Genomic DNA, 26,643 nt, shown 5'->3' with positions numbered 1-26,643 from the left:
TTACTTGTCACCTGTCTTGCGAGCGGCATTCCAGTTGAACAGGAACTTGCGCTGTTCCGCCCAGGTCTGCCCTTCAACGTGATCCCCGACGAGGCACGCCGCGGTATGATACGGTCCCACCCCGTCGGTGGTGCGGAAGCTGACGCAGGTCCGGCCGCGATCGGCCTCCCAGCGCCCTGCCTCGATATCGCTCTGGTAGAACATGCCCGAAACCGTGCCGTCTGCGTTGAGCGTAAGCACCATCGGCCTGGTGTAGACTTCCCCCGGCTTGGCCGAGAGATCGACCACCCATTCGCCCGCAATCGGCCCTGCCACCCCGCCCGCAAGGGCCGGAGCAGGCAGAACCGCTGCGCAGAGAAGGGCAGCCGCAAGGCGCATCAGGCGAACTGCTTGCCGAACGCGTCGAGCGCGGCCTTGAGCTTGCCCTTGGCCTCGTCGCCCAGATCCTTGGTGTCGCGGATCAGGGTGAGCAGGTCGGCGTGGCTCGAACGCAGGAAGCTCAGCAGCTCCGCTTCGTATTCGCCCACGCGCTTCACCGGCACGCTGTCGAGGTAGCCGTTGGTGCCTGCGAAGATCACGCAGGTCTGCTCTTCGAAGCCCAGCGGCGAGAACTGCGCCTGCTTGAGCAGCTCGGTCAGGCGCGCGCCGCGGTTGAGCAGCTTCTGCGTCGAGGCGTCGAGGTCCGAGCCGAACTGCGCAAAGGCCGCCATTTCGCGGTACTGTGCGAGCTCCAGCTTGATCGAGCCGGCGACCTTCTTCATCGCCTTGGTCTGCGCCGACGAGCCAACGCGCGACACCGAGAGGCCGACGTTGATGGCCGGGCGGATGCCCTGATAGAACAGGCCGGTTTCAAGGAAGATCTGGCCGTCGGTGATCGAGATCACGTTGGTCGGAATGTAGGCCGAAACGTCGCCGGCCTGCGTCTCGATGATCGGCAGCGCCGTCAGCGAGCCGTTGCCGTGCTCGTCGTTCATCTTCGCCGCGCGCTCGAGGAGGCGCGAGTGGAGATAGAAAACGTCGCCCGGATAGGCTTCGCGGCCCGGCGGGCGGCGCAGCAGCAGCGACATCTGGCGATAGGCCACGGCCTGCTTGGAAAGATCGTCATACACGATCACGGCATGCATGCCGTTGTCGCGGAAGAACTCGCCCATGGTCGCGCCGGTGTAGGGCGCGAGGTACTGCAGCGGCGCGGGCTCCGAAGCGGTCGCGGCGATGACGATGGAGTATTCCATCGCGCCGTTCTCTTCGAGCTGGCGGACGATCTGCGCGACGGTCGAGCGCTTCTGGCCGACGGCGACGTAGATGCAGTAGAGCTTCTTGCTCTCGTCATCGCCCGCGTTGGCGGCCTTCTGGTTGATGAAGGTGTCGATCGCGACGGCGGTCTTGCCGGTCTGACGGTCACCGATGATCAGCTCGCGCTGGCCGCGGCCGACGGGGACGAGAGCGTCGATCGCCTTGAGGCCGGTCTGCACCGGCTCGTGCACCGACTTGCGCGGGATGATGCCGGGCGCCTTGACTTCAACGCGCGTGCGGGTCGCATCGACGATCGGGCCCTTGCCGTCGATCGGGTTGCCGAGCGCGTCGACCACGCGGCCGAGCAGGCCCTTGCCGACGGGGACGTCGACGATGGTGCCGGTGCGCTTGACGACATCGCCTTCCTTGATCTCGGCGTCCGAGCCGAAGATCACGACGCCGACGTTGTCGGCTTCGAGGTTGAGCGCCATGCCCTTCACCCCGTTCGAGAATTCGACCATCTCGCCGGCCTGGACCTGATCGAGGCCGTAGATGCGGGCAATACCGTCACCCACCGAGAGCACCGAGCCGACTTCCGAGACCTGGGCCTCGGTGCCGAAGCTGGCGATCTGGTCCTTGATGACCTTCGAGATTTCAGCAGCGCGGATTTCCATGGAAACGCCTTTCGTAAAACTTTTGGGGCTTCAGCCCTTCATGGCCTGGGCGAGCGAATTGAGACGGGTACGGATCGAGCCGTCAATCATGCGGCTGCCGATCTGGACGACAAGGCCGCCCAGAATGGCCGGATCGACGTGGGCCTTGACGGTCACGGCGCGGCCCTCGCGGGCCTTGAGCTTGTCGGTCAGCGCGGCAAGCTGCGCTTCATCGAGCGGATGCGCGGTCGTCACCTCGGCGGTCACCTGCCCGCGCGCCGCAGCGGCGATCGCGCCGAAAGCGCGGACCACATCGGGCAGCGAAGCCAGGCGGCGGTTGGTCGCGAGCACGCCGAGGAAATTGCGGGTGAGGGGCGAGAGCCCCAGCAGCGCCGCCACGGCATCGACCGCCTTGGCCGCAGCTTCGCGCGTCACCTCGGGGTTCTTCAGCAGCGCGGCAAGGTCACCCGATTCGCGCACTGCAGCAGCGAGGGTGTCGAGGTCGGTCTCAACCGCCGTCACCACACCCTGTTCGCCCGCCAGGTCATAGAGCGCGGCCGCGTAACGTCCCGCCAAGCTGGCCGTAATCCCGCCGGAAATCTCCACGCGCCTTGGTTCCCTTCGTCCAGGATGGATCGCAAATTGGCTTGCATAGGGCCTTGCGCCGCGCCTGAAGCACAGCGGCCCGCAATGGGGGCGCGCCTAGCAACCAAGTCCCCGCATGACAAGATGTCAGTTGCCGATTCCCGGGACAGGGTGAAAACCCTGCCTGATCAGGGGGCCGGCTTGCAGCTGTAGCGCAGCCGTTCGTTGGGCTCGGCGGGGACCGACGCGCGGATCGCGGCCTGCGCCGTCCCGAACTGCCGCACTGCAGCATCATCTGCGCCGCAGGCCGGCGGGGTGAGCTTGGCGCGTGCCTCACGCGCCGCAGTCATCGCTTCCAGCCCCATCAGGAACCGCTCGACCGTGTACTCGTGCCGCGCCGGATCATAGCGCGTTACCGAGATCGTAGCTTCGCTCTGCGGCACCAGCACGCGCGACCAGCCATCCCCGGCCAGACCATACTGCGTCCGCCCGTTGACGCAGCCGGCCGGACCCCAGGTCAGCGGCACGTCGGTGATGTCGGAAACGGTCACCCGGCTGCGCTGCGGATCGAGCACGCAGACCAGCTTTTCCGCCGCGCCCGCGCCCGTGGGGCTGCCATTTCCGGCCGCCGCGCTTGCTTCGCTCGGCGGGCGGGCGCTGGCCTGTGCCTCGGCGACGATGTCCTTTGCGCGCTCTTCGATCAGGCTCAGCGGCGGGCGCAGCAGCCATGTACCCACCGCCGCCAGCAGCAGTACCCCTGCCGCGCCGCTCGCTATTCTGAGCTCACGCTGCTTGCCGCGCTGCGCCATCATGAAGGCCGCCGCGCCCGCGCCCAGCGCCGCCACAAGCAGCACCGCGGCGAGCGCCAGGCCGTTGTCCCGCTCGGCGAGGATTTGCAGTTCGGCATCGTGCTGTGCCTTGGCCGCGGCTGCGGCCTGCGCCGCCTTGCGCGCCTCGGCCTCGGCCGCCAGCCGCGCCTGTTCGTCGGCGCCGCGCGCCGCATCCGCCCGGTCGAGATCGGCAAGCGAGGTGCAGGGCAGGCCGCTGGTATGCGGCGTGATCCCGGCCTCTTTCAGGAATGCGGCCACCTCACGCATCGAAACCGCGAAGTAGAAGGCCGAATCGGTCCCGTTGTCGCTTACCGTGCCGAAGCTGTTGACCCCCAGGACCCGCCCGCAGGCATCAAGCAGCGGCCCGCCCGAATTGCCCGCCCCGATCGGCGCGGTATGCAGGATCGTGTCGAACGCCTTCGAAGAGCGCCCGGCCGATATATAGCCCCGCGTCTTCACCGCCGTCTGCGGGCTGACGAGGTCGCTCATCGAGAGCCCCTCGGCCATATCGACATTGCCCGGATAGCCCACCGCGAAGACTTCCTCGCTGTCGGTCGGCGCGCCGGCAAACAGCGTCAGCGCGTTCAGCGCCGCGCCTTGCCGCAGCCGCAGCAGGGCAAGGTCGCGCTGCCGGGAATAGGCCACGATCTGCGCCGCAAACCCCCCGCGCCCCTCGGACGGGACGACGCCCGCAAGAATCGCCGAATCGCCGCGCATGTCTTCCACCACGTGGGCATTGGTGACGATGAGATCAGGTGCGATGGCAAAGCCTGTGCCATGGCTCACGAGGCTTGCCGAGCCGCCCTCGCTGCGGATCAGCACCACGCGCACCACGCCCCGGCTGGCGGCGGCAATGTCGCCGGGGTCTGCCGGGGCGGCGCCCGGCACAGCCATGAACAGACCTGCGATCAGCAGAGCGACAAGACGGCGAAGCAGGATCATCGCCGCAGGTTCTTGCCGGGAATCGATTGGACCGCAAGCGCCGGGAAGCGCTCAGCCGCGATTGACGGCATGACCGCGGCAAGGCAACCACAGGAAACCGCGCCATGACCCGAACCGAACCCTCCACCCCTCTTGCTCCCTCTGCCTGGGCCAATGGCGGCCGCGGTGCCGTGATCCACTGGGACGTTGCGGCCACCTCGCTTGGCCCCATGCTCGTTGCCGCGACGGACAAGGGCGTCTGCCGCCTGTCCTTCGGCGAGGACCCCGCCGTCCTTGCCGAGCGCTTCCCCCATGCAGAACTGGTGCAGGGCGGCGCTGACTTCGCGCGCCTCCTTGCCGAGATCGTCAAGGCAGCCGAAGCGCCGGGTGAGACCGACTTCGCCCACATCCCCGTGGACGTCGCCGGAACGTCCTTTCAGGAACAGATCTGGCAGGCCCTGCGCCGCATCCCCAAGGGCGAGACGCGCACATATGCGCAGCTCGCCGCTGAAGTCGGCCGCCCCGGCGCGGTGCGCGCGGCAGGCTCAGCCAACGGCGCCAACCACGTCTCGCTCCTCATCCCCTGCCACCGCGTGATCCGCACCGACGGCTCGCTCGGCGGCTATGCCTGGGGCCTCGATATCAAGGCCAAGCTCCTCCAGCGCGAAGGCGCGCTTCTGCTCCTTTAGCCGCCCGGTTAAATCACCTTCCCTTGCCGGCCACCCCTGATGTACGCTCCCTTGGAATCAGAACACCAAGGGAGACCTCACATGCCCACCGTCACGCTCGAGCCGGGAATGCCGCAGACCATCGGCGAGGCCTTCGCCCACATCGGCACCGTCACCGCGCCCACGGTCATGGACATCAAGGTCATGTGCCTGGTCGAAGCCGCCAGCAAGGAACTCTACCGCGCGACGGCCGCAAATGCTGAAAACCCCGCCGTCGCCGACCTCCTGCGCTCCAATGGCGACGAGGAATTCCTCCACGCGACCCGCGCCGCCGCCGTCCTCAAGGTGCTCACCGGCGAAGATTTCTCGCCTCCTGAGGCAGACGCCAACCCCTACCTCGCCGGCGGTGCCTTCCCGATCGGCGAACTCACCCCCGAAGCCCTGCGCAAGCTCGCGCAGACCGAATTCGATGGCGAAACGCTCTACGAAGGCTGGGCCGCCAGCATCGGCAACGAAGAAGCCGCCACCCTCCTGCGCGCCAACGGCAAAGAGGAAACCGACCACGGCAACCGCCTGCTGCAGGCCGCCGCTCTGCTGGAGGGGTGAGGGGCGAGAGGCTGGCGGTCCGGATCATGTCGCAAAGTCCTGCCCCCTGAACAGCAGCGGTCCGCCGCTTCCCAACGCCAGCCCACAGCCAAACCACTCGCCGAAATTGCGCCCTCCCGCACCAATCGTTCCAAATTGTGGATGACCTCAGAACCCGCACGTGACAAATTCGGCGCAAGGATTTAGCGGGCTGAGCGTGAACGTGACTGCACTCCAAAGCCTCGAGATCGAAAGCTTTGAGAACACGGCTTCTGTGCCGATGGATCCTCGAAAGCTGATGCGCGATCTGCAGACGTTCCGTGATCCCCAACCGATCCGGAGCGGCTGGGAACTGACCATCACGCTGCTCCCTTTTCTGGCCCTGTTCGCGCTGATCGCGATCGCGGTGAGCTCAGGCTATCTCGTCGCGCTGGCCGCGACACCGCTGGCGGGCCTGTTTCTCCTGCGGCTGTTCATCATCCAGCACGATTGCGGCCACGGCGCGTTCCTGCGGCGGCGGCTGAGCAATGACTGGATCGGCCGGGCGCTGGGCGCGCTCACTCTGACCCCCTATGATTGCTGGCGGCACTCGCATGCACGTCATCACGCCGCGACCGGCAATCTGGACTCCCGCGGGGCCGGCGATGTCGACCTGCTCACGGTTCGCGAATTCCGGGAGCGGACGCGGTTGGGGCGGATGTCCTATCGTCTTTACCGCCATCCGCTCGTCCTGCTGGGCCTCGGCCCGGCCTATCTGTTTCTGCTGCGGCACCGGCTGCCCATCGGCCTGATGAAGGAAGGCTGGATCTACTGGATCAGCGCCATCGCGACTAATCTGGCGACCGTGCTGCTCCTGGCCATACCGTTCTCTCTCTTCGGCTTTGGCGTCACGGCGCTGGTGTTCCTGCCGGTGGTGCTGACGGCTGCATCGCTCGGGGTCTGGCTGTTTTACGTACAGCATCAATTCGCAGCAGCGCATTGGGATCGCGCCGCCGAGTGGTCGTTCCATGATGCGGCCCTCCATGGCAGTACCTACCTCGACTTGCCGCCGGTATTGGGCTGGTTCACCGGGTACATCGGTGTCCATCATGTCCATCATCTTGCAAGCCGGATCCCGTTCTATCGCTTGCCCGAAGTGCTGGAAAAGCATCCCGCGCTGCGCGATGTGAACCGCTTCACGGCCCTGCAGGCGTGCGGCACGTTTCGTCTGGCCTTGTGGGACGAGGATCGGCGCGGACTGGTCTCCTTCCGCGAAGCAGCGCAAGCCGGGACATAGCGCTTTGCCTCGCCTTCGGCCTCAAGGCGGTACCCTCGATGCCCTGATCGCGGCAGAAGGACTGCCCGCCAGCTACCGCGCCACAATCGATGCCCACTGGCGCCCGCTTGCCGCATGGATCGCCGCGCGCGCGGTTGCGGCTGGCGAGCCGGTGATCTTCGGCGTGAGCGGCTCGCAAGGCAGCGGCAAGTCCACGATCTGCCGCATGCTCGAAGCGCTTCTGCTCGAAAGTCACGGCCTCCTCGCCGCCACACTCTCGCTCGACGATCTCTACCTCACGCGCCGCGAACGCCAGATCCTCGCTCGCACGGTCCACCCCCTTTTCGCCACGCGCGGTGTTCCCGGAACCCACAATGTCGCGCTTGGCAGCACGCTGCTCGATGCCGTCCGCGCCCGCCAGCCGGGGCTCACCCTTCCGCGCTTCGACAAGGCCCGCGATGACAGCGCTCCCGAAGCCGATTGGCCGGTGATCGAAGCCCCGCTCGACGTCCTCCTCTTCGAAGGCTGGTGCATGGGAGCGCGCGCGCAGGAAGAGGCCGACCTCCTCAAGCCCATCAATCGGCTGGAGGCGGAAGAAGACCCCGAGGGCCTTTGGCGCCGCCACGTCAACGCCCAACTCGCCGGCCCCTACCGCGCGCTGTTCGATGGGCCGGACGCCATGATCATGCTTGCCGCCCCCGGCTTCGAGGCCGTGCTCGGCTGGCGCCAGTTGCAGGAAGCCAAACTGCGCGAGCGCACCGGCGGCGGGATGAGCGAGGCCGAAGTCGCCCGCTTCGTGATGCATTACGAGCGGATCACCCGCCAGCTGCTCGCCGAACTGCCGGGCCGGGCGGACTGCGTGATTGCTTTGGCCAGCGATCACGCCGTCACCGGGCTCAGCTTCGGGGCAGGGGCGCGCTAGCCCTACCGTTCATTGCGGCGGCGGCGGCAGGTCCGGCACGGCGGCGGCAATCACTTTGTCGAACAGCGGCAACCACTCGGGAATGTCCGAGTTCACCAGGATCGCAATGCCGGTCTTCTGCTGCGGATAGTGGACGATCAGCGCCCGGAACCCCTGCCACGAGCCGCCGTGGTACTCGATCGGGGTGCCGTTCTTCGTGACCGTAAACCAGCCCATGCCATAGGACACCGGCTTGTCGGGATCGGTCTTGATCACCGGAGCCTTGGCCTTCGCCCAGAGCGCCGCGAAAGTCGGGTTCGGCGCATCCATCGCGGCGAGGTAGGTCGTGAAATCGCGCGCGGTGATATAGGTGCTGCCATCGGCGGTATGATTGAAGATGGGCGCCGCCCAGGCCTGATTTCCGAGCGTCCCGCCGAGCTTGCCGCCTTCGTGCTCATAGCCTGCCGCGCGGAAGGGGATGATCTCCGTCTCGGAAAGATCGCGCGTCGCGTTCATGCCCAACGGCCTGAAGATCTGGCTTTCAAGGTACCTGTGGTAAGGCGCGCCGGTCAGCTTTTCGATCACCATGCCCAGCATCTGGTAGCCGGCATTCGAATAGACCCATTTCGCGCCGGCGGGCCGCGTCTTGGGCCACTTGTAGATGAACTGGCGGAACTCCTCCCAGGTCAGGTTCTTCTGCAGATCGACCTTGGCGAAGTCGTCGTCGAGGCCCGAGGTATGCGAGAGGAAATGCCGCAGGCGGATATCGGCCCAACTTGCCGGAACATCGGGGAAGTATTTCGCAATCGGATCGTCGAGGCTGAGCTTGCCGTCCTTTTCCAGCATCAGGATGGCAAGGCTGGTGAACTGCTTGCCGGTCGATCCGGTCTGAAAGCGCGTGTCGGGCGTGACCGGGATCTGCCATTCGAGATTGGCGCTGCCATAGCCCGAAAGCCGTATGATCTTGCCATCGCGCTCGATGCCGATGGCAAGGCCGGGGATGTTCTGCCGCTTGATCTCGGCATTCACCGCATCGTCGAGCGCGTCGGCCTGCGCGGATTGTGCGGCCCCGATCGAGAGAAGGAGGGCCAGACCGGTCACCGACATTCTACGCATGGGGCAAGCTCCCGCTGATCGCTTCTCGAGCAAGGCTAGGCCAGGCAGCGAGCGCGTGGCAAGTGGCTTCAGACGAAACTGTAGGGGTCGATATCGACCGCCACCCGCACCCCCGGCGGGAAGCGCAAGGGGGCGAGCCAGCCCCGGATCAGCTTCTGCACTTCGGCAGACCGGCGCGCCGCGATCAGCAGTCGGTAGCGGTGCCGCCCGCGCAGAAGGGAGAGCGGGGCAGGGGCAGGGCCGAGGATGAGGACGCCGGTCTCCTCCGGCCGGGTGCCGCCGATGGCGCGGGCCGCCTCGCGTGCTTCGGCCTCGTCCTCGCTCGAGACGATGATCGCCGCCCACCGGCCAAACGGCGGCGCCCCCGCCTCGCGCCGCGCTTCGGTTTCGGCGGCATAGAACGCATCGCGAGTCCCGCCGGCCAGCGCGGCGATCACCGCGGCCTTGGGATGCCGCGTCTGGATCAGCACTTCGCCCGGCTTGGCCCCGCGGCCTGCCCGGCCCGCCACCTGCGCGATTTGCTGGTAGGTCCGCTCGGCAGCCCGCAAGTCTCCGCCATCGAGCCCCATGTCGGCATCGACCACGCCAACAAGGGTGAGTTCGGGAAAGTGGAACCCCTTGGTGACGAGCTGCGTCCCCACGATCACATCGATCACCCCGCCTTCTGCCTGCGCGACGAACTCGGCAGCGGCGGCGGGGCTCGCCAAAGTGTCGGACGTCACCACCGCGACCCGCGCGCCGGGCAGCAGCTCGCTCACCTCGTCGGCGATACGCTCCACGCCCGGTCCGCAGGCGACAAGGCAGTCGGGCTCGCCGCATTCCGGGCAGACCGGTGGTGGCGGCACTTCATGCCCGCAGTGATGGCAGGCAAGACGCTGCGAGAGCCGGTGCTCGACCAGCCAGGCCGAACAATTGGGGCACTTGAAGCGGAAGCCGCAATGCCGGCAAAGCGTCAGCGGCGCATAGCCCCGCCGGTTGAGGAACAGCAGGCTCTGCTCGCCCTTGGCCAGCCGGTCCTGCAAAGCCTCGACCAGCGGCGGCGCCAGCCAGCGCCCGCGTGGCGGCTGCATCTCGGTGAGGTTCACGATTTCGATCTTCGGCAGGGTCGCCCCGCCGAACCGGCTCGGCAGCACCAGGCGCCTGTAGCGCCCGGCCTCGGCCATCTGCAGGCTTTCCAGCGCCGGTGTCGCGCTGGCCAGCACCACCGGCACGCCCTCGAAGTGCCCCCGCATCACCGCCACATCGCGCGCATTGTAGCGCACCCCATCGTCCTGCTTGAACGAGATCTCGTGCGCCTCGTCGACCACGACCAGCCCGAGATCGGCAAACGGCAGGAACAGCGCCGAGCGCGCGCCCACCACCACCTTGGCGCCGCCGAACGCGACCTGCCGCCAAGCCCGGCGCCGCTCCGAGGCCTTGAGCGAGGAATGCCACGTGACCGGCGCCGCCCCGAAGCGCGCCTCGAACCGGCTGAGGAACGCGGCGGTGAGCGCGATTTCCGGGAGCAGCACCAGCACCTGCCGCCCCGCCTCGAGCGCGGCCGCGACCGCCTCGAAGTAGGTCTCGGTCTTGCCCGAACCGGTCACCCCGTCGAGCAGGAACGGCTGGAACCGCCGCGCCGTGACGGCCTCGACCATCTCGGCTGCCGCCTCGGCCTGCTCGGCGGCGAGTTCCGGCTGGGTGAAGCGCGGATCGGGCGCGGGGTAGGGCCGGTCGCTGTCCACCGCCACGGCTTCGAGCAGCCCTTGCCCCAGCATCCCGCGCAGCACGCCTTCGGAGACCCCGGCGATCTCGGCGAGTTCCCGCATCGTCGCCTGCTCGCCCGCCAGCAGATCGAGCGCCTGGAGCCGCTGCGGCGTCATCCGCGCGGGCTCCTCGCCGGTCAGGCGGTATTCGGTAACGGTCCCGCCGCCGCGTAGAGCCGCGCTGCTAGAGAGCGCCATGCGCGCGACAGCAGAGAGCGGTGCGAGATAGTAGTCCGCCGACCACGCGATCAGCCGCCGCAGCGGAGCGGGTAGCGGCGGCACCGGCAAGACATCCAGAACGCTGCGCAGCTTGTGTTCCGGGTAGTCATCACCCGGCAGATCACCTTCATCCCAGACCACGCCGATGATCTGGCGCGGCCCCAGCGGCACCACGACCACGCTCCCCGGAGCTACATCCATCCCTTCCGGCACCCGGTAGTCGAGCGCGCCAAGGGCGGCGTTGAAGACGATGCAGCGGACGCGGGTCATGCGACTCATCTAGGGACTAGTGGCCATCGGGGCAAAGCCTGCGCCCTTCCGAAAGGGTGGAAGAATGACAGGCTACACACCGCGCCCCCGCGCGCTATAGGGTTCGAGAATCAGAAACAGGACTGCCGCGCATGAAGTTCTTCGTCGACACCGCCGACACCGCCGAGATCGCCGACCTCGCCTCCACTGGCCTGCTCGACGGCGTGACCACCAACCCCTCGCTGATCGCCAAGGCAGGCCGCGACTTCATCGAAGTCACGCGCGAGATCTGCGGGCTTACCAGCGGGCCAGTCTCGGCCGAGGTCGTGGCGCTCGATCACGAAGGCATGATGCGCGAGGCCGAAATCCTGCGGAAGATCGCCTACAACGTCTGCATCAAGGTGCCGCTCACCATCGACGGGCTCAAGACCTGCAAGGCGCTGACGGGCGAGGGCACCATGGTCAACGTCACGCTGTGTTTCTCGGCCAACCAGGCGCTGCTTGCCGCCAAGGCCGGCGCGACGTTTGTTTCGCCCTTCGTCGGCCGGCACGACGACAACGGCTTCGACGGTATGGACCTCATCCGCGACATCCGCCTGATCTACGACAACTACGCGTTCGGCACGGAGATCCTCGTCGCCTCGATCCGCCACGGCGTCCACGTGCTCGAAAGCGCCAAGATCGGCGCCGATGTGATCACCGCCCCGCCTGCGGTTATCAAGGGCCTGTTCAAGCATGTCCTGACCGAAAAGGGCATCGAGGGCTTCCTTGCGGACTGGGCCAAGACCGGGCAGACCATCGGCTGAAGCCCATCAGCTGATCTCAATTCGACGGACGCACCCAGACCTTGCCAGACGAAAGCCCCCTCGACCAGTTCCGCTCCGTCCTCGCCGGAACCGCCCGCGCTGTGGCGGACGTGCCCGAGCTCGAAGTCGCCTGGACCGCCGACGCGCCGAGCCAGTCGGGCACCAACTTGCGCCTGCCCATGCCGGGGCGCGCGCTTCCGGCGGCGCAGGTCGCCGAGGCGCGGGGCTTTGCCGATGGCATGGCGCTGAAGCTGAGGCTGCACAACGAGCCGCTGCACAACCGCAGCGCTCCGGCTGAACCGCTGGCCCGCGCCTGCTACGATGCCATCGAGCAGGTGCGCTATGAGGCGCTTGGCTCTGATGGCTACGCCGGCATTCGCGGCAACCTTGATGCCGCGACCGAGATGCGGCTCGCGTCTGACCCCATCGCCCGCGCGATCCGGCCGGAGGACGTGCCGCTGCCCACCGCGCTCGCCATGCTGCTGCGCGAGAAGCTTACCGGGCAAGCCGTGCCCGCCGCCGCCGAGGTGGGCACCGCGATGGTGCGCAGCTGGATCGAGGCGCGCGCCGGCGCGGATCTCGAGGGCTTTGCCGACCTGATGGGCGACCAGAAGGCGTTCCAGAACCTTGCGCTCGAAATGCTCGGCCACCTCGACCTCACCAAGTCGAACGACGATCCCGACGACGGCGGCGACGAGGACGAGGGTGAGCAGGCCGATGACGAGGGCGAGGACCAGCCCGACGCGTCCGAGAATTCGGCCGAGCAGCAGCCCAGCGAAGTCGCCGGTGACACCAGCGAAGGCGACGAGCAGGGCGAGGACCAGGAGCAGGTCGAGAGTACCGACGAGGACGCCGATGCCGACATGGCCGACGAGGGCGAAGAGGGCATGCTGCCCACACGCCCCAACCGGCCTTGGACCGACTTGCCGGACAGCTGGGAATACAAAGCCTATACCACCCAGTTCGACGAGGTCGTCTCTGCCGCCGAACTCTGTGACGAGGAGGAGCTTACCCGGTTGCGCGCCTACCTCGATGCGCAGCTGAAGGGCCTGCAGGGCATTGTCACGAGGCTCGCCAACCGGCTCCAGCGCCGCCTCATGGCGCAGCAGAACCGCTCGTGGGATTTCGACCAGGAGGAGGGCCTGCTCGACGCCGCGCGCCTCGCCCGGGTCGTCATCTCGCCGGGCCATTCGCTTTCGTACAAGATCGAGCGTGAAGTCGAGTTCAAGGATACGGTCGTCACGCTGCTGATCGACAATTCGGGTTCGATGCGCGGGCGCCCGATCTCGATCGCGGCGATCAGCGCCGACATCATGGCGCGCACGCTGGAACGCTGCGGCGTGAAGACCGAAGTGCTCGGCTTCACCACCCGCGCGTGGAAGGGCGGCCAATCGCGCGAGGCGTGGCTTGCGGGCGGCAAGCCTGCGCATCCCGGCCGTCTCAACGATCTGCGCCATATCGTCTACAAGAAGGCCGACGAGCCCTGGCGCCGCGCGCGCAAGAACCTGGGCCTGATGATGCGCGAAGGCCTGCTCAAGGAAAACATCGACGGCGAGGCGCTGCTCTGGGCGCACACCCGCCTGCTTGCGCGGCAGGAGGATCGCCGCATCCTCATGGTCATCTCGGACGGCGCGCCGGTCGACGATTCGACGCTCTCGGTCAATTCGGCGGGATACCTCGAGCAGCACCTGCGCCGCGTTATCGACTGGATCGAGAAGCAGTCGCCGGTCCAGCTCGTTGCCATCGGGATCGGACATGACGTCACGCGGTATTATCGCCGCGCGGTCACGATCATGGATGTCGAGCAATTGGGCGGCACGATGGTCGAGCAGCTGGCGGGGCTGTTCGAGGACGACTGAGCCGGCGCTTTACCCTGTGCTTACATTGTGCTAACTAGAATCCATGCAGACCTCACTTCGCAAGATGGGCAATTCGACCGGGATGATCGTGCCCAAAGCGATCCTCGACCAGTTGGGACTGGTGTGCGGGGCCAAAGTCGATCTGCGGGTGGAAAACGGCGAGGTTATCGCCCGGCCCGCCCGGCGCGGTGTGCGTGAAGGCTGGGCCGACGATGCGCGGCGCATCGGCGCGGTGGCCCCCACCGATGAAGAACGCGCCTGGCTTGATGCCGATCTGGGAGCCGATGACGTGGCGCCTGTCCCGCTCGAATGGCTCGGCGAGGGTGCGTGAGTTTGCCCGATTGTTTGCGCGGTGAAGTCTGGCTCACGCGGCTTGATCCGACCGAGGGCAACGAACTGCGCAAGACGCGGCCCTGCGTGATCATCAGCCCGGATGCGATGAACGCAGGGCTGGGTACCGTGATCGTGATGCCGCTCACCAGTGGCAGCCACGCGGCGGGTTTCCGCGCGCCGACCGTGTTTCGAGGTATCCCCGGTTTCCTTCTCGGCGATCAGCTCCGTGCTGTCTCCAAGGGAAGGCTGATCAGGCGCGTGGGCGTGATCGACGGCAAGACCATGGGCGACGCGCTCGCTATCCTGCGCGAGATGTTCATGGATTGAGCCGCAGGCTAACCTTTTTGCGATTGCCCGAATGCTTCGGCTTGGCCAAAGGTTCGGGAAACGAACTGTTTTTGGAGCGATCATTCATGGATGTTGCCGAAGCCGTACTTACGCGCCGTTCGATCCGCGCCTTCAAGGATACGCCGGTGCCGCTCGAGGTGCTGCGCCGCGTGATGGACACCGCGCGCTGGGCGCCTTCCGGGTGCAACTTCCAGCCCTGGGAAGCGACCATCGTGACCGGCGAGCCGCTTCAGGCGCTGCGTGACAAGATGCTCGCCACCCCGCCGCAGAACCCGCGCGAATATAGCTGGGACGATCCTGAAGTGATCCCGGAATGCAAGGCGCGCCTCCATGGCGTGGGCAAGGCGATGTACACCGCGATGGGCATCGGCCGCGAGGATACCGAAGCGCGCGTCAAATTCATGACGGGGAACATCAACTCGTTCGGCGCGCCCGCCGTGCTGCTGTGCTACTTCGATCGCCGCATGGGCCCGCCGCAGTGGTCGGACGTGGGCATGTGGCTCCAGACCATCATGCTGCTGCTGCGCGGCGAGGGGCTCGACAGCTGCCCGCAGGAAGCGCTCTCGCTTTATGCCAAGCTGATCAAGGACTTTGTCGGCGTCTCCGACGAAACCCATATCTTCTTCTGCGGCATCGCCATCGGCTACCGCGAGGAGGAATCGCCGGTGAACAACTTCCTGCGCGAGCGTGAGCCGGTGGATGGCAACGTGCGGTTCATGGGCTTCTGATCCTGCCGGTGCGCTGCGGCATAGGCAGCGGTGCGCAGAGGCGCTAGACCTTGCGCGATCCGGCCCACTGGCCGGCGCTGCAGAGGGGTAGGCGATGCCCGATAGCAAGGCGAGGGCAGGACAGGCGCTGCGGCAGGGGCTGCGTCAGCTTGGCTGGCAACGCCTTGCCGTCGCGGTGCTGCTCCTCGCGCTGGCGCTGTTCACCGCGCTGCGCAGCTGGCAGATGCCGCTACTTGGCGATGCCGAGAACGCGCTCTACGATCTGCGTGCGGCCGGCTTTGCGCCGCGCACAGATACCGACAAGCGCATCGTGCTCGTCGTCTATACCGACGAGACCAACCGCAAGACCGGGCAGATCTCGCCCGTCGACCGCACAGTCCTGGCGCAGGCCCTGGCCCAGATCGAAGGTCTGAAGCAATCGGGGGAGGGGGCGAAGGGCGTCGGCATCGACGTGCTGCTTGACAGCGCGCAGGACGATGACCCGCTGCTCCAGGCCGCGCTGCGCGGCATGACGACACCGGTGTTCCTCGCCTTTGCCGACAATCGCACCAACCCGGAGGCGATCACCTGGGAACAGGAGCAGGACCTCAGGCGCTATATAGCGGCGGTGCGCACCGACACGACGAAGCCGGCCAGCATTCTCCTTGTCACCGACAACGACGGCGCTGCACGTCGCTGGCCGCGCCAGTATCCGGGATTGCCGCCGCTGCTGTCCGAGGCACTGACGAAGGGGACACCGGACGCCGCTCCGGCTTTTGGCCAGTTCACCGGCCCGATCCGCTACCGGTTGCCCACTGCCAAGGACCGGCCGGTCTTCGAGAAGATACCCATCGATCTCCTTGCCGATCCTGAAACTGCGCCGCTCGTCGCCGAAACGATCCGCGGCCGCTATGTGCTGATCGGCGGTGACTTTGCCGATTTCGACCAGTTCGACACGCCCTTTACCCGCACCGGGCTGTCCGCCGATCCGCGCGGGGGACGCTCGCGGATGATCGGGGTGGAAATCCACGCCTCGATGCTGGCGCAGCTGCTCGACAAGGCCCTGCCGGGCGGCGTGCCGGCTTGGGCGCGCGTGCTGGGGGCGGTGCTGGCGGTGCTGCTCGGCATCGCGACCGCCACAGTGCGCGCAAGGCCCTGGCAGCTGACGCTGGGGGTGGCGGCGCAGCTCGCCGCCTTTGCCGCTTTCCCCTTCCTCATCGCGCGCGCCGGTTTCGATACGCTGGGCTTTCCCGCGGTCGGCTGGGCGGCGGGTTGGCTGATCGCCTATGTCGCCGTCAGCGCGGCGCTGCGGGCGATCAACGCGGCGCAGCGCGAGTTTGCGCAAGGTGCGCTGGGCAAATACCTGCCGCGCTCGGTCGCCAGCGAAATCCTGCGCAACCCGGAACGGCTGCGGCTGCACGGCGAGAAGCGCGAAATCTTCTGCCTGTTCAGCGATCTCGAAGGCTTCACCAAGCTGACCCATGCGGTCGAGCCGGAAATGATCGCGCGGCTGCTCAACGATTATCTCGACCGGCTTTCGGCAGTGGTGCTGGAACATGGCGGCACACTCGACAAGTTCGTCGGTGACGCGGTCGTCGCCTTCTGGGGCGCGCCGATCGCCTATCCGGATGACGGGGCACGCGCCGTCAAGGCCGCGATCGCGATGTACGAGGCGGGCGAGGCCTTCCGCCGCGCCGTGCCGCCCGGCGTGCCGCCGATCGGGCGGACCCGCGTCGGCGTTCATTTTGGCGAGGCGATCGTCGGCAACTTCGGCGGTGAGGGGCGCATCCAGTATACCGCGCTCGGCGATGCGATGAACACTGCAGCCCGGCTCGAAAGCGCGAACAAGCCGCTCGATACGACCGTGCTGGTAAGCCGCGAGGCGATGGAGCGCGCGGGGCTTTCGGGATTCCGGCCGATGGGCACCGTCGTGCTGCGCGGGCGGGCCACTCCGGTCGAGGTCTTCGAGCCGGTGCCGGGGGCTGCACCCGAAGCGCTCGCGCTTGCCGCAGAGCTGGTCGCCGCGCATGCTGCGGGAAATCGCGCAGGTGTGGCGACGCTCACAGCGCGAATCGCCGAAGCGGGCGAAAAGGATGCAGCGCTGGCCAATCTGGCGCGTCGCCTTGCCCAGTTGGATGATGGAGAAAGCTATGTCCTTGGTTGATCGCACCTTGCGCTGTGCAGTGGCCGCCGCCGTTCTGGCCGCAGGCGCCTTCGGCTGGAGCGCGGCAGCCAGTGCGCAAGCTGTGGTGATCCGCTCGACCGGGCCATCGGCTGCGGCCTATCCGATGGGGCGCAAGCTCCCTGCGGGAGCTTCGGTCACGTTGAAGGCGGGTGATCAGGTCACGGTGATCGATCAGGCCGGCTCTCGCGTCCTCTCCGGCCCCGGCAGCTTCAAGCTCGACAGCGCGGTGAACCGCGATGCAGGCGGGACCAACACCGCACTTGCCGCGCTCATCGCGCGCGGCGGCGCACGCACCCGCACCGGGGCGGTGCGCGGCGAGACCGAAGTGCCGACCGAAGCGGTCCGGCCCGACAACGTGTGGTACGTTGACGTCAGCCGCGGCGGTACGGTGTGCATCGCCGATCCGGCCCAGGTCGTGCTGTGGCGGCCAAACCGCGCGGAGACGGGGAACGGCACGCTCTACGGCGCCGACAACACGCCTGCCGAAGTCACGTTCCGCGCCGGCAGCGCGATCAAGCTCTGGCCGATTGCCACCATGCCGGTGGTTGATGGTCAGACCTACCGCTTCACCAGCCCGGTCGGCCAGACGGTGAAGATCACCACCCGGCTCCTCGGCGACGTGCCGGAAGACCCGGTCGCGGTGGCGGCGATGCTGGCGGAAAAGGGCTGCAGCGCGCAGATCGAAGTGCTGGCAAGCGCGCCGGCAGCGTCTGAATAAATAGGGACAGTCCCCATTTATTGAGGCGTTCACGCGCTTGACCGGCGGGCGCGCGGGCTGGCAGAGCGCAGGCTATGGAAACCACCGTCCCGCTGACCCTGTTCAACAGCCTGACCCGCCGCGCCGAACCCTTCCTGCCGGTGCATGAGGGCGAGGCGCGCGTCTATACCTGCGGCCCGACGGTCTACAACTACCCCCATATCGGCAACATGCGCGCCTATGTCTTCGCCGATGTGCTGGGGCGCACCTTGAGCTTCAAGGGCTACAGGCTCACCCACGTCATCAACATCACCGATGTTGGCCACCTGACCGATGATGCCGATGCCGGCGAGGACAAGATGGAGCGGATGGCGGCGGCGCAGAAGCAGTCGATCTGGGATATCGCCGAACACTACAAGCAGGCCTACTGGGCCGATGTGCGCGCGCTCGGTATCCGCCAGCCGGCACAGTGGACTGTGGCGACCGACTATGTGCCGCAGATGATCGCGTTCGCCGAAGGCATCGCGGCCCGGCACTGCTACGAACTGGACAGCGGGCTCTACTTCGATGTCTCGACCGTTGCCGACTATGGCCGCCTTGCCCGGGCGCAGACCGAGGAAGGGGAGGGCCGGATCGAGGCGGTGGAAGGCAAGCGCAACGCCGCCGATTTCGCAATCTGGCGCAAGACCCCGCCGGGCGAGACTCGGCAGATGGAGTGGGATTCGCCATGGGGCAAGGGTGCGCCGGGCTGGCATCTGGAATGCTCGGTCATGTCGGGCGCGGTGCTGGGCTTTCCCTTCGACATCCACACTGGCGGGATCGATCACCGCGAGATCCACCACCCCAACGAGATCGCGCAGAACCAGGCGCACTGCTGCACGAATGGCCTCGACGAGCCTGCAAATTCGGGCGCCAAGATCTGGATGCACAACAATTTTCTCGTCGAGCGCTCGGGCAAGATGTCCAAGTCGAGCGGCGAGTTCCTGCGGCTTCAGCTGCTGATCGACAAAGGCTACCACCCGCTGGCGTACCGGTTGCTGTGCCTGCAGGCGCACTACCGCAGCGAACTCGAGTTCAGCTGGGAAGGGCTGGGGGCGGCGCTGACGCGGCTCAAGCGGCTGGTGATGGCGGTGGCAAAGCTCAGCCAGCCTTCAACCAAGAAACAACGTGCCGAACCAACCGAGTTGGCTCTCAACAGGCTGTGGTTTGAAAAATCGGTTTCGAGTGATCTCAATACACCTGAGGCGTTAGCTGCTCTTGAAGATGTCTTGGCCGGCCTTCAGCCCAATGATGTCAAGCTTGACGTCGTTCGTGAGTATGACGCTGTCCTCGGCCTCGACCTTCTGAACCTCACCCGTGCGGACTTGCGCCTGCGCCCTACATCAGCGACGATTTCCGAAGCTGAAATCGAAGGGACCCTCGCCGCGCGCAAGGGCGCCCGTGCGGCCAAGGACTTTGCCCGCTCCGATGCGCTGCGCGATGAACTTGCGGCGCAGGGCGTCGAGGTGATGGACGGCGATCCGCTGGGCTGGGAGTGGAAGCTATGATGATTGTTGCCGCGCTCGCACTCGCCGCTGCGCCCGCCGCTACCACGCCCGAGGCGGTGATCACGGCGATCTATGCGCCCTTCCGTAAGGCTGAAATGAAGGACGCCGAGTGGGAGCGGCCGATTTTCACATCGCGCCTCAAGGCGCTGATTGCCAGGTGGCGCGCGGTGACGCCCACAGACGAGGTCGACGATCTCTCGGACTTCGATTGGCTGTGCCAGTGTCAGGATTGGGACGCGGGCGGCCTGCGTGAGCGGATCACCGGCCGCCGCGTGCTGGGGCGCGGGCGGATGCTGGTCAGCGTGTCGCTGGGGAAAGCGCCCGGTCGCCGCGAGCGGTTGCAGTTCGTGCTGAGCCGCGAGGGCGGGACCTGGCTGATCGACGACATCTATGCGAGCGGCTTTCGCGGGGGGCTGCGCGCGGCCCTGCTCAGGACCACCGCCGCGGATATCGCGCTGCGCAAGCAGGCCCGCTAGCGGCCTACCGCTTCGGCACGATCACCAGCTTGTAGGGAATGTAGAGCAGTACTTCGGACAGCCCCGCACGCGCCCATTCCACCGGACGGTTGAGCCCCTCGATCTCCACGCCGTAGTCCGGCCCCAGCTTGGCGGCCATGGCCTTGCCATCCGCCGCGATCACATCGGCAATCGCGGAGCGGTACTGGTCGGGATCGACGATCGAGAACGTCAGGTCGTCGTTCGTTTCCATCAGCGCCCGGCCCACCGGCTTCACCGCCTTGACGAAAGCGGTGATCGCGGCCTGCGCGGCCTGCGCATCGCGGCCGTTTTGCAGCGGCGCCTTGATCAACAGTGTCACCTTCTGGGAATCAGGCCGACTGTCGCGCTTGAGGGTAAGGTCGCGGTAGTTCCGGAGCGTGACGGGCTGAATCGTCAGCTCGCCATAAGCAAGCTGCACGCCGGACTTCGGCGCCTGCGCGATCGCATTGGCCAGCGTCGCGTAGATCTCGTTCGAGCGAGCGTCGGGATCGCGTGTGTCGCCGGCGATCGTCACTTCCTGTACCGCGAAATCGGCCGTCCGTTTGAGGCCTACCGCCGGTTTGGTGTCGGTGTAGTTATCCGCCGAGCGACGCTGCGCCGTGACGATCACTTCCTCCTGCGCGGCGGCGAGCCCCGGGAGCAGGCTGGCCACAAGCGCCAGACTGGCAAACATTCGCTTCACGTTGTCCCGCTCCCCGCTATCGTGCCGAGAAACCAGACTGCCGGAGCGGACCGCCAATGACAACGCCTGCCAAGACCATTCTTGTAATGAACGCGCTTGCCGCGCCGATGATCCAGCCGCACCTGCCGGATTGGATCGAGCCGCGCTTCTTTCGCCATACGGCCGAGCTCATGGAAATGGCGCCGGAAGCCGAAATCGGCTGGTTCGATCTGGAAGATACCGCACCCATGGCCGAGGCGATCACGCTGGCGACCAGGCTCAAGTGGCTCACCAGCATCTATGCCGGGGTGGACGGCCTGCCGCTATCGCTGATGGCGGAGCGCGGCGTGGTCATGACCAATGGCGCTGGCATCAATGCCGTGACCATCGCGGAGTATGTGGTGATGGGCATGCTTAACATGGCCAAGGGCTACCGCGAGGTGGTCCGCGCGCAGGATCGGCACGAGTGGCTGATGGACTCGCCGGGCAAGCTCGAGCTTGCGGACACCAGGGCGCTGATTCTGGGTTATGGCGAGATTGGCCAGCGGGTTGACCGGATGCTGCAGGGCTTCGATGTCGAGGTCGTGAAAGTGCGGCGCACCCCGGGCGAGGGCACGCTGGCCCCGGACCAATGGCGGGCGCGGCTTGGCGAGTTCGACTGGATCATCCTTGCGGTGCCCGGCACGGTGGAGACCGAAGGCATGATCGGCGCCGCCGAGATTGCCGCGATGAAGTCGTCGGCGGTGCTGGTCAATGTCGCCCGCGGCAGTGTGGTCGATCAGGACGCGCTGATCGCTGCGCTCACCGAAAAGCGCATCGGCGGCGCGTTCCTCGATGTGACCACGCCCGAGCCGCTTCCGGTAGACCACCCGCTGTGGAGCCTGCCGAATGCACATGTGACGATGCATCTTTCCGGTCGCGCACAGGCCAAGATGTTCAAGCGCGCCGCCGCGCGTTTCCTCGACAATCTTGGCCGCTACGGGCGCGGCGAGCCGCTCTGGCCGCAGGTCGATTTCGTGCTCGGCTACTGAGGTCCAAACCTATGGGGTGACTCTGGCGCAGGCCTTTGTTACCCCTCCGGGCCAAGGCAGTGCATGCGCCATGCTGCAACCGCCAGAGGGTCGGGTCACCATCATTCTGAGGGGGAGGCGAGCGGTTCGCGGGCTCCTCGCGGGGGAGCAATAGCATGACCGAAGGTAGCGGCAAAAAAGCGTCCGACCTGTTTATCGAATGCCTTGAGGAAGAAGGCTGCGAGTACATCTTCGGCGTACCCGGGGAGGAGAATCTCGATTTCCTCGACTCGCTGTCTCGCTCGACCAAGATCAAGCTGATCCTGACCCGGCACGAACAGGGCGCAGGCTTCATGGCCGCAACCTATGGCCGCCATACCGGCAAGACCGGCGTGTGCATCTCGACGCTCGGGCCGGGTGCGACCAATTTCGTGACTGCGGCGGCCTATGCGACGCTCGGCGGTATGCCGATGCTGATGATCACCGGCCAGAAGCCGATCAAGAAATCGAAGCAGGGCCGTTTCCAGATCCTCGATGTCGTCTCGATGATGGGTCCGATCACCAAGTTTACCCATCAGATGGCAAGCTCGGACAATATCCCGAGCCGCGTGCGCGAGGCCTATCGCCTTGCCGAGGAGGAGAAGCCCGGCGCGACTCACATCGAGCTGCCCGAGGACATCGCCGACGAGCACACCGATGCCCGGCCGCTCAAGCGCTCGATGGTCCGCCGCCCCAGCGCCGATCCCAAGTCGGTTCGGCAGGCAGTGAACGCGCTTGAGGCGGCCAAGTCGCCTGTGCTGGTGATCGGCGCCGGCGCCAACCGCACGATGACGGGGCGCATGCTGCTCCAGTTCGTCGAGAAGACCGGCATTCCCTTCCTCACCACCCAGCTCGGCAAGGGCGTGATCGACGAGCGGCATCCCAAGTTCCTCGGCTGCGCCGCGCTTTCGGCGGGCGACTTCGTTCACCGCGCGATCGAGGACTCCGACTGCATTGTGAACATTGGCCATGATGTGATTGAAAAGCCGCCATTCTTCATGCGTGACGGCGGGCCGACGGTGATTCACGTCTCGTCCAAGACCGCCGAAGTCGACCCGGTCTATTTCCCGCATATCGAGGTCATCGGCGATATCGCCAACGCGATCTGGCAGATGAAGGAGGACATTGTCCCCAACGGCAGCTGGACCTGCGAGAAGCTCCTGTCCTACCGCGCGGCCGAAGTTGCCCACACGGCCCCGCTGGCGGCCGATGCGCGCTTCCCGATCTTCCCGCCGCACCTCGTCAGCGAGATCCGCGCGGCGATGCCCGATGACGGGATCATCTGCCTCGACAACGGGGTCTACAAGATCTGGTTTGCGCGCGGCTATACCGCATACCGCCCCAACACCGTGCTGCTCGACAACGCACTTGCCACGATGGGGGCAGGGCTGCCCTCGGCCATGATGAGCGCGATGATCTATCCCGAGCGCAAGGTCATGGCGATTTGCGGCGACGGCGGCTTCATGATGAACAGCCAGGAGATGGAAACCGCGGTGCGCCTCGGCCTCAATCTCACCGTGCTGATCCTCAACGACAGCAGCTACGGCATGATCCGCTGGAAGCAGGCCAACATGGGCTTTGTCGATTTCGGGCTGACCTATGGCAACCCGGACTTCGTGAAGTACGCCGAAAGCTACGGTGCGATCGGTCACCGGGTGGAGAGCGCTGCGCATCTCAAGGAACTGCTTGCGCATTGCAACAGCACGCCCGGCGTCCACCTGATCGATTGCCCGGTCGATTATTCGGAGAACGACCAGATCCTCAACAAGGATATCAAGGCACTGTCCAAGGCACTGTAAAGGTTCCCCTCCCACCTGCCCATCCCCAACCCCTCCCGCATTCGGGAGGGGGGAGTACGCCATGACCAAGCTCAAAGACGTCTACCCGCTCTATCTCAACAACAAGGCGGTGCAGCCCAACACCGACCTTGCCGTGACGGACAAGTTCACCGGCGAGATCGCATTCCGCACCGCGCTGGCAACGCCCGACGTGATCGACGAGGCGATCGCCGGTGCCGTCCGCGCGGCCGAGCCAATGGCGCGGCTGGCGAGTTACGAGAAGCGCGATGTCCTCGCGCATTGTGTCAAACGTTTCGCCGAACGCTTTGATGAATTGGCATATTCCCTGTGTGTCGAGGCTGGCAAACCTATCGCCGATGCGGAAGGCGAAGTTGGCCGCCTGATCGATACGTTCCGCATCGCCAGCGAGGAGGCGACCCGCAATTACGGCGAGGTCCAGCCGCTCGATATCAGCCCGCGCGCCAAGGGCTACATGGGGATGTGGAAGCGCGTGCCGATCGGGCCATGCAGCTTCATCTCGCCGTTCAACTTCCCGCTCAACCTTGCAGCCCACAAGATCGCACCCGCCATCGCGATGGGCTGCCCCTTCGTGATGAAGCCGGCGAGCCTCACACCGCTCGGCGCGATCATCATGGGCGAGGTTCTCGCCGAATGCGACGTGCTGCCCGAGGGCGCGTTTTCGATTCTCCCCGCAAGCCGCGCCGGCGCGGACCTGTTCACCACCGACGAACGCCTGAAGCTGCTCTCGTTCACCGGTTCGCCCGGGGTCGGCTGGGAGCTCAAGGCCAAGGCGGGCAAGAAAAAGGTTGTGCTCGAACTCGGCGGCAATGCGGCGGTGATCGTCGATGCCGATGCCGATCTCGATCATGCGCTCGCCCGGATCGTGTTCGGCGGGTACTACCAATCGGGCCAATCGTGCATCCATGTGCAGCGCGTGATCATCCACGAAAGCATCTACGAAACCTTCCGCAACATGCTGGCTGCCAAAGTAAAAACCCTTATCTCCGGCGATCCCAAGATGCGCGATACCTTCATCGGGCCGATGATCTCGGCCAAGGAAGCGCAGCGGCTCAAGGCCTGGATCGAGGAGGCCGTGGCCGGAGGCGCGACCTTGCTTGCAGGCGGGGGCTGCGAAGGGGCGATGCTCGAGGCCACCTTGCTCGAAGGCTGCAGCCGCGACATGGCAGTCTACACCGAGGAAGCCTTCGGCCCGGTCGTGATCCTCTCGAGCTTCAGCGATTGGAACGAAGCGCTCGAGGAAGTGAACGACAGCAAATTCGGCTTGCAAGCCGGTATCTTCACGCGGGATATTCACAAGGTACTTGAGGCTTGGGACGGCCTCGATGTCGGCGGTGTCGTGGTCAACGATGTCTCAAGTTACCGGGTCGACAACATGCCCTATGGCGGGGTGAAGGATTCCGGGCTCGGCCGTGAAGGTATCCGTTTCGCGATGGAGGACATGAGCGAGATCCGCAATCTCGTGATCCGCCGCGCCTGATCCCGCCTGCCGGGGCCCCGCCGTCCCGCAGCGGGACAGGGCCTCGCCAGGGTCTTGCAAAAGCGGCGCAGGGGGTGATTACCCGCTTGAATGGCAAGCGCCTGGTGACGTAACCAATTTTAACGGTCGCCTTACTATGGTTTAGCCCGGCGCGCGGTGAGGGTGCAAAAATGCTCCTCCGCAGCATGTGCCGGGCGTACGAAACGAGGGGCAATGCGGGGCATTTCGACACTGGCGCGGTCCCTTGGGACTGCCCTTCGCGGCGGGGCTGGAACCCCGCTTCTGGCAGGCATGCTGTGTCTGGCGATAGCCGTGCTCGCGCTCGGCAGTGCGCTTGCGCTGCGCCCGGCGCCGCTGCAGGCCGAGGCGGGGGGCGAGGCCGGTAGCCTGCGTGCACACATGGGTGTCGCGACCTGTGCCGGATCGACCTGTCATGGCCGCAGCGTCGCCAGCGGCACGCCCGTCCGGCAGGATGAACTCATGCGCTGGCAGGAGGAAAGCTCCCCCACCGGCGCGCACAGCCGCGCGTGGCGCGTGATCGGCGAGCCGCGGGGGCAGGCGATTGCCCGTCGTCTGGGGCTCGACAGCGCAGGTCTGGTGCGCGAATGCGCCGGCTGCCACGCCTCGAATGGCGCCGCCAAACTCGCCGACGGGGTCGATTGCGAGGCTTGCCACGGCAACTCCGGCGCCGGCCCCAGCGGCGGCTGGCTCGCCACCCACTACACCGTCGGCACCAGCCACGCCCGCAATGTGGCGCAAGGCATGACCGACCTCACCACCCCCCGAGTCCGCGCCGGCGTGTGCCTCGATTGCCACCTTTCGGGGGACGGGCAGGGCCAGTTCATCGCGCACCGGATCATGGCCGCCGGTCACCCGCGCATCTCCTTCGAACTCGATCTGTTCAGCACGCTGCAGCAGCACCACGACGAGGATGCGGACTACGTCGAGCGCAAGGGCCATAAGACCAATTCGATGCAGATGTGGGCGATCGGGCAGGCCGAGGCGGTCTCGCGCAGCCTCGCGCTCTACATGCAGCCCGCCAAGGCGAACGACGGCGTGTTTCCCGAATTCACCTTCTACGATTGCCACTCGTGCCACCGCCGCATCTACGACAGCGACGAGGCGAACCTGTCCGCTGTCCCCAATCCGGGCCGGCCGATCCACGCAGGCATGCCGCCCTACAACGACGAGAACATGATCCTGCTGCTCGCCGCCGCGCGCGTAGCGGCGCCCGCCGAGGCGGCGACCTTCGATGCGCGCTCCAAGGCCTTCCACCGCGCGATGGGCGCGGGCCGCTCTGAAACGGTGGCCGCCGCGCAGGCGCTGCGGCAAGCGGCCGAAGCGCTTTCGGCGCGCTTTGCCACGACCGCCTTCAGCCGCGATCAGGCCTTCGCGGTGATCGACACCATCGCCAGCGATGCGATTTCCGAGCGCTTCACCGACTATGCAGGTTCGGTCCAGTCGGTCATGGCGCTCGACACGCTGCTGAACGGCATGGTCAACTCCGGCATGGTCACTGCGGCCGGGGCGGCCAACCTGCGCATCCAGATCAACCAGGCCTATGCCGCAGTGCGCGATCCCAATGGTTTCCAGCCGATCGCCTTCCGCCGCGCGCTGGGCGGCGCGGTGCGCTCGATCCGGAGCCTGCGCTGATGGGCTCTCGCACCCTGCCAAGGCATCTCGCCGCGCATCTGGCC

At 66.4% G+C, this 26,643-nt stretch carries 23 protein-coding genes and 1 pseudogene; 17 read left to right on the top strand and 7 right to left on the bottom strand.

Annotated features, from left to right (window positions below; genetic code table 11):
* From WCL10_RS05175 to WCL10_RS05160, 4 genes are all read right to left on the bottom strand, one after another.
* Nucleotides 1–378: a hypothetical protein gene (locus WCL10_RS05175; RefSeq protein WP_336894558.1), complete on the bottom strand. Its 378-nt coding sequence runs from the start codon at nt 376–378 to the stop codon at nt 1–3.
* Nucleotides 378–1,907, bottom strand: a complete 1,530-nt coding sequence (atpA, locus tag WCL10_RS05170; RefSeq protein ID WP_336894557.1) for a F0F1 ATP synthase subunit alpha — start codon at nt 1,905–1,907, stop codon at nt 378–380. Before atpA ends, WCL10_RS05175 begins: the two co-directional genes overlap by 1 nt.
* 30 nt (nt 1,908–1,937) lie before the next feature.
* A complete protein-coding gene (locus WCL10_RS05165; RefSeq protein ID WP_336894556.1) occupies nt 1,938–2,492 on the bottom strand; it encodes a F0F1 ATP synthase subunit delta in 555 nt (184 codons plus the stop codon).
* Nucleotides 2,493–2,659: 167 nt separating this feature from the next.
* Nucleotides 2,660–4,243 (bottom strand): serine protease, encoded by a 1,584-nt coding sequence (locus WCL10_RS05160; RefSeq protein ID WP_336894555.1) that lies wholly within the window; start codon nt 4,241–4,243, stop codon nt 2,660–2,662.
* 131 nt (nt 4,244–4,374) lie between these two features.
* Here WCL10_RS05160 and WCL10_RS05155 point away from each other — a divergent pair.
* From WCL10_RS05155 to WCL10_RS05140, 4 genes and pseudogenes are all read left to right on the top strand, one after another.
* A pseudogene (locus WCL10_RS05155) lies at nt 4,375–4,911 on the top strand (methylated-DNA--[protein]-cysteine S-methyltransferase); the annotation flags it as partial.
* An 81-nt stretch (nt 4,912–4,992) separates the two neighbouring features.
* On the top strand, nt 4,993–5,496 hold the full coding sequence (locus tag WCL10_RS05150) for a ferritin family protein (RefSeq protein ID WP_336894554.1): 504 nt from the start codon (nt 4,993–4,995) through the stop codon (nt 5,494–5,496).
* A 196-nt stretch (nt 5,497–5,692) separates the two neighbouring features.
* Complete coding sequence (locus WCL10_RS05145) at nt 5,693–6,751, top strand: fatty acid desaturase (RefSeq protein ID WP_336894553.1); 1,059 nt, start codon at nt 5,693–5,695, stop codon at nt 6,749–6,751.
* A gap of 4 nt (nt 6,752–6,755) precedes the next feature.
* Complete coding sequence (locus WCL10_RS05140) at nt 6,756–7,652, top strand: kinase (RefSeq protein WP_336894552.1); 897 nt, start codon at nt 6,756–6,758, stop codon at nt 7,650–7,652.
* A 9-nt stretch (nt 7,653–7,661) separates the two neighbouring features.
* Here the strand turns inward: WCL10_RS05140 and WCL10_RS05135 are convergent, their stop codons facing one another.
* Nucleotides 7,662–8,747: a serine hydrolase domain-containing protein gene (locus WCL10_RS05135; RefSeq protein ID WP_336894551.1), complete on the bottom strand. Its 1,086-nt coding sequence runs from the start codon at nt 8,745–8,747 to the stop codon at nt 7,662–7,664.
* A gap of 68 nt (nt 8,748–8,815) precedes the next feature.
* Nucleotides 8,816–10,981 carry a primosomal protein N' gene (locus tag WCL10_RS05130; protein ID WP_336894550.1) on the bottom strand — a complete coding sequence of 722 codons (2,166 nt, stop codon included), beginning with the start codon at nt 10,979–10,981 and terminating at the stop codon, nt 8,816–8,818.
* Between the two features lie 131 nt (nt 10,982–11,112).
* Between WCL10_RS05130 and fsa the strand changes: the two genes are divergently transcribed.
* From fsa to WCL10_RS05085, 9 genes are all read left to right on the top strand, one after another.
* Nucleotides 11,113–11,766: a fructose-6-phosphate aldolase gene (gene fsa, locus WCL10_RS05125; RefSeq protein ID WP_336894549.1), complete on the top strand. Its 654-nt coding sequence runs from the start codon at nt 11,113–11,115 to the stop codon at nt 11,764–11,766.
* A 41-nt stretch (nt 11,767–11,807) separates the two neighbouring features.
* Nucleotides 11,808–13,625 (top strand): cobaltochelatase subunit CobT, encoded by a 1,818-nt coding sequence (gene cobT / locus WCL10_RS05120; RefSeq protein WP_336894548.1) that lies wholly within the window; start codon nt 11,808–11,810, stop codon nt 13,623–13,625.
* 43 nt (nt 13,626–13,668) lie between these two features.
* Nucleotides 13,669–13,956, top strand: a complete 288-nt coding sequence (locus WCL10_RS05115; protein ID WP_336894547.1) for a hypothetical protein — start codon at nt 13,669–13,671, stop codon at nt 13,954–13,956.
* A 14-nt stretch (nt 13,957–13,970) separates the two neighbouring features.
* Nucleotides 13,971–14,285, top strand: coding sequence for a type II toxin-antitoxin system PemK/MazF family toxin (locus WCL10_RS05110; protein ID WP_336894546.1), 315 nt, complete (start codon nt 13,971–13,973; stop codon nt 14,283–14,285).
* Between the two features lie 86 nt (nt 14,286–14,371).
* On the top strand, nt 14,372–15,034 hold the full coding sequence (locus WCL10_RS05105) for a nitroreductase (protein ID WP_336894545.1): 663 nt from the start codon (nt 14,372–14,374) through the stop codon (nt 15,032–15,034).
* A gap of 94 nt (nt 15,035–15,128) precedes the next feature.
* Nucleotides 15,129–17,177 carry an adenylate/guanylate cyclase domain-containing protein gene (locus tag WCL10_RS05100; protein ID WP_336894544.1) on the top strand — a complete coding sequence of 683 codons (2,049 nt, stop codon included), beginning with the start codon at nt 15,129–15,131 and terminating at the stop codon, nt 17,175–17,177.
* The gene (locus WCL10_RS05095) at nt 17,164–17,916 is read left to right on the top strand and encodes a hypothetical protein (protein ID WP_336894543.1); all 753 of its coding nucleotides are present in this window, start codon (nt 17,164–17,166) and stop codon (nt 17,914–17,916) included. The genes WCL10_RS05100 and WCL10_RS05095 overlap by 14 nt, the downstream gene beginning before the upstream one ends.
* 74 nt (nt 17,917–17,990) lie before the next feature.
* Nucleotides 17,991–19,442, top strand: a complete 1,452-nt coding sequence (gene cysS / locus WCL10_RS05090; protein ID WP_336894542.1) for a cysteine--tRNA ligase — start codon at nt 17,991–17,993, stop codon at nt 19,440–19,442.
* Complete coding sequence (locus WCL10_RS05085) at nt 19,439–19,918, top strand: DUF3828 domain-containing protein (RefSeq protein ID WP_336894541.1); 480 nt, start codon at nt 19,439–19,441, stop codon at nt 19,916–19,918. The genes cysS and WCL10_RS05085 overlap by 4 nt, the downstream gene beginning before the upstream one ends.
* A 4-nt stretch (nt 19,919–19,922) precedes the next feature.
* Here WCL10_RS05085 and WCL10_RS05080 read toward each other — a convergent pair whose 3' ends face one another.
* Nucleotides 19,923–20,612, bottom strand: a complete 690-nt coding sequence (locus WCL10_RS05080) for a TonB-dependent receptor (RefSeq protein ID WP_336894613.1) — start codon at nt 20,610–20,612, stop codon at nt 19,923–19,925.
* A 65-nt stretch (nt 20,613–20,677) separates the two neighbouring features.
* On the opposite strand from WCL10_RS05080, the gene WCL10_RS05075 reads away from it, so the two are divergent.
* From WCL10_RS05075 to WCL10_RS05060, 4 genes are all read left to right on the top strand, one after another.
* The gene (locus WCL10_RS05075) at nt 20,678–21,631 is read left to right on the top strand and encodes a D-2-hydroxyacid dehydrogenase (RefSeq protein ID WP_336894540.1); all 954 of its coding nucleotides are present in this window, start codon (nt 20,678–20,680) and stop codon (nt 21,629–21,631) included.
* A 155-nt stretch (nt 21,632–21,786) separates the two neighbouring features.
* A complete protein-coding gene (locus WCL10_RS05070) occupies nt 21,787–23,448 on the top strand; it encodes an acetolactate synthase large subunit (protein WP_336894539.1) in 1,662 nt (553 codons plus the stop codon).
* Between the two features lie 61 nt (nt 23,449–23,509).
* On the top strand, nt 23,510–24,946 hold the full coding sequence (locus WCL10_RS05065) for an aldehyde dehydrogenase family protein (protein ID WP_336894538.1): 1,437 nt from the start codon (nt 23,510–23,512) through the stop codon (nt 24,944–24,946).
* A gap of 213 nt (nt 24,947–25,159) precedes the next feature.
* Nucleotides 25,160–26,599 carry a multiheme c-type cytochrome gene (locus tag WCL10_RS05060; RefSeq protein ID WP_336894537.1) on the top strand — a complete coding sequence of 480 codons (1,440 nt, stop codon included), beginning with the start codon at nt 25,160–25,162 and terminating at the stop codon, nt 26,597–26,599.
* Nucleotides 26,600–26,643: the final 44 nt, after the last annotated feature.

It is taken from the genome of Novosphingobium sp., assembly GCF_037133355.1.
Taxonomy (GTDB): Bacteria; Pseudomonadota; Alphaproteobacteria; order Sphingomonadales; family Sphingomonadaceae; genus Novosphingobium.
This window is presented reverse-complemented; position numbering and strand designations above follow the sequence as displayed.